Genomic DNA, 3715 nt, shown 5'->3' with positions numbered 1-3715 from the left:
TGGCTGGTTGGCTACGTTCGGGAAGGATAACCGCTGAAAGCATCTAAGCGGGAAGCCTGCTCCGAGATGAGGACTCCTGCCCCCTGTGAGGGGTTAAGGCTCCCTGGAGACGACGGGGTTGATAGGCTGGATCTGGAAGCCCTGTAAGGGGTGGAGGTGACCGGTACTAATAGGCCGAGGGCTTGTCCATAGCTGCTTGCGTCCACTGTGTGGTTTCTGAGACAACAACCGCATCTCAATTGAAGAGAGTGCTTGTTCGCTTGTCCCGAGAGTTTCGGTGGTCATAGCGTAGGGGAAACGCCCGGTCACATTCCGAACCCGGAAGCTAAGCCTTACAGCGCCGATGGTACTGCATGCGGGAGTGTGTGGGAGAGTAGGACGCCGCCGAACAATTTTTGAGGCCCCTGGCCTTCAGCGTTCATGCGCTGAAGGCCAGGGGCCTTTTTGTTTTCACTGAGCGTCATAGGTACGGCTGCGCGAGAATGATGTGCAGCACCTCCAGACAGGAGTCACGTCGATGTCCACCAACTCTTCCGACGATCGCGATCGTCCCGAGCGTCGGCCCCGCCCGTCGGGCGGGCGCCAGGGTGAGGACCGGTTCCGTGGACCCAGGCGTGAGGGCGCCGGCAGGGACGGCGGGCGGGCAGGCTTCCGGCGCGACGACCGCCCCCAGCGGGACGACCGCCCCCGGGACGACCGGACCAACCGGAGCGACCGCGACGAGCGGGGGCGCCGCCGGGACGATGAGCGCGGCGCTCGGCGTCCGTACGGCCAGCGACCCGGTGGGCCGAGTGGCGCCGGACGCGGGCGTGATGACCAGGACCGGAATCGAGACCGTGACCGGGATCGAGACCGGGACCGTGGCACGGGTCGCGACCGGGGCAGTGAGCGTTACCGGGATCGGGACCGTGACCGGGGGCGCGAGCGGGACCGTGACCGGGATCGGGGCGGGGACCGTGACCGGGGCGCGGGCCGCGACCGTGACCGTGGGCAGGAGCGGGAGCGGCGTGACGGGTTTCGGGGGCGCCGGGATGACGGACGTGGGCGCGGGCAGGGCTTCCGGCGCGACGACCGGGGCCGGGACCGCGACCGTGACCGTGACCGTGACCGGAACCGCGATCGGGAGCGGGAGCCGCTGCGGCGGCTGCCGATCGACGAGGACATCACCGGCGAGGAGCTGGACAAGGACGTCAGGCAGGAGCTGATGAGCCTGCCGAAGACGCTCGCCGGCGATGTCGCGAAGAACCTGGTGATGGTGGCCCGGCTGCTGGACGAGGAGCCGGAGCGGGCGTACGGGTATGCGAAGGTGGCGCTGCGGCTGGCTTCCCGCGTGCCGTCCGTACGCGAGGCGGCCGGATTCGCCGCGTACGGCGTGCAGAAGTACGCCGAGGCGCTGGCCGAGTTCCGCGCGGCGCGGCGGATGACGGGGCTGCAGCATCTGTGGCCGGTGATGGCCGACTGCGAGCGCGGCATGGGGCGCCCCGAGAAGGCGCTCGCCATGGCGGGCGAGCCCGAGGTGCGGAAGCTGGACAAGACGGGCCAGGTCGAGATGCGGCTGGTGGCCGCGGGGGCACGGCGCGACATGGGGCAGCCGGATGCCGCGGTGGTGACCCTGCAGAGCCCGGAGCTGGCGTCGAACTCCGTGCAGCCGTGGACGGCCCGGCTGCGCTACGCGTACGCGGACGCCCTGCTGGAGGTCGGGCGGCAGGACGAGGCGCGCGAGTGGTTCGCGAAGGCGCTGGAGGCGGACCAGCAGGGGACGACCGACGCCTCGGACCGGCTGGCGGAGCTGGACGGGATCGAGTTCGTCGATGCCCTCGACGAAGAGGCCGAGGAGGCCGGCGAGGACGAGGGTGCGCCCGAGGGTGAGGGCACCGGGAGCGGCACCGCATAGTCCGCGTCTCCCGGCTGGCCGGCCGGCCCTCAGCGCGCGTACGCCGCCAGCGGGTTGCGCAGGGTGCCCGCGAGCCGGAGGGCTCCGGCCGGGTCCTGGAGGTCGACCATCTGCTGGTTGTCCCTGAGCTGGAGCCGGTTGAGGCAGGAGAGCGCGAAGTCCTCCGCGAACAGGTCGTGGCGCGCGAAGCGCTCGGCCAGCTGGGGCGCCGACTTCTGGTAGGCGGTGATGTGGTCGGCGACCGTCGACCAGAAGGTGTCCTCGTCCAGCGTCCCGGCCGTGGCGAGCGTGGCGCTCAGGAAGCGGAAGAAGCAGTCGAAGACGTCCGTGAAGAGGGAGAGGACCTTCATGTCCTCGGGGACGTCGGCGCGGATGCGCTCGGCCTCCGGCGGGAGCTCCGCGTCCGCGCTCAGCACGGCCACCTCCTCGGCGAGGTCCTTGAAGAGGGCGCGCCGCGGGGTGCCGCGCTCGTCGAGGACGAGGATGACGTTCTCGCCGTGCGGCATCAACACCAGGTCGTGGGCGTAGAAGCAGTGCAGGACCGGGGTGAGGTAGGCGTCCAGGTAGCGGCGGAGCCAGTCGGCGGGGGCGAGCCCGGAGCGCTCGACGAGAGCCGCCGCGAGGGAGTGGCCCCGCCAGTCGGTGTGCAGCAGCGCGGCCATGGTGCTCAGCCGTTCGCCGGGGCGCAGGGAGGGCACGGGGCTCTCGCGCCAGAGCGCGGCGAGCATCTTGAGGTACGGGGAGCCTGCCGGTGCCGCCGCCTCGTACGCCTCCGGGTGGTAGCCGACGGCGGCGCGTTCGCGGAGGATGCCCAGGCCGGTGCGGCGCAGCACCTCGTCGCGGGCGACGAGGTCGGCCAGCCAGTCGTTGATGGCGGGGGTCGCCTTCATAGAGGCGGCGGAGAGGCCGCGGGCGAAGCCCATGTTGAGGACGGAGAGCGCCGTCTTCACATAGTGCTTGCAGGGGTTGCTGCTGTTGAAGAAGGTGCGGATGGACTGCTGGGCGAGGTGGTCGTCGTCGCCGTAGCCGAGGCAGACCAGGCGGCGCCGGGCGATGTCGGCGGCGAAGGTGACGGAGAGCTTGTGCCACCACTGCCAGGGGTGCACGGGGATGAGGCAGTAGTCGTCCAGGTCGAGCCCTCGCGCGGTCATGGTGGCCGCGAAGCGGCGCAGCACCGGGGCGGACAGCTCGGACAGGACGAGCCTGTCGTAGCCCAGGCCGGCGCCGGAGGTGAACGTGGTGTGGTCGCGGTGCGCGGCGATCCAGATCAGCCGCACCGGGGCCGCGGCCTCGGGCGCGTACGCGCGGTACTCGGCGCTGTCGAAGCCGAGCCTGCCGTTGTTCGCGACGAAGCAGGGGTGGCCCTCGGTCATACCGGTCTCGATGGTCTGGAAGTCCGCGGCGGCCAGCTCGGCGGCGTCGGGTGAGGGCCGGGCGAGCTTGTACGCGGTGCCGGCGAGGGTGCTGCTGATCTCCTCCAGATAGACCGGGAGGACCGCTTCGCCCAGGCCGAGGGTGCCGCGCAGCTCCGTGACGAACGCGAGCGCGTCCAGCGGGAGCCTGGCGCCGTCGCGGTGCCGGGTGATGCTGCCCGGTTCGACCTGCCAGTGGTCGAGCGCGAAGCGGCGCGCGGTGAAGCGGTAGCTGGTGGCGCCGTCGTCGGAGCGGACGGTGTAGGTGCCCTGGGTGTCCGGCGCCGGCTCGGGGGACAGCAGCCGCTCGTGGGCGAACTCCGCGAGGGCCTTGCGGATCAGGAGCCGGGTCGCGTGCTCCCAGTGCTCGGGGGTCAGATGGGCGACGGCCTCGTGCGGGGCGAGGGGG

The 3715-nt window shown here is 71.3% G+C and carries 2 protein-coding genes and 2 rRNA genes; 3 read left to right on the top strand and 1 reads right to left on the bottom strand.

The window, feature by feature from the left end:
* The 3 genes from G5C65_RS33290 to G5C65_RS33280 all read left to right on the top strand — a co-directional run.
* A 23S ribosomal RNA gene (locus tag G5C65_RS33290) occupies nt 1-190 on the top strand; the annotation flags it as partial.
* Nucleotides 191-273: 83 nt separating this feature from the next.
* Nucleotides 274-390, top strand: a 5S ribosomal RNA gene (rrf, locus tag G5C65_RS33285).
* 814 nt (nt 391-1204) lie between these two features.
* A complete protein-coding gene (locus tag G5C65_RS33280) occupies nt 1205-1894 on the top strand; it encodes a hypothetical protein (protein WP_420903387.1) in 690 nt (229 codons plus the stop codon).
* A gap of 29 nt (nt 1895-1923) precedes the next feature.
* Here G5C65_RS33280 and G5C65_RS33275 read toward each other — a convergent pair.
* The coding region (locus tag G5C65_RS33275) for an IucA/IucC family protein (protein ID WP_241266237.1) at nt 1924-3715 on the bottom strand (1792 nt) is incomplete at its 5' end.

Origin of the sequence: Streptomyces boncukensis (assembly GCF_011045075.1) — a bacterium.
GTDB lineage: Bacteria > Actinomycetota > Actinomycetes > Streptomycetales > Streptomycetaceae > Streptomyces > Streptomyces boncukensis.
Note: the sequence above shows the minus strand (reverse complement) of the source record. Positions and strands in the feature narration are given on the sequence as shown.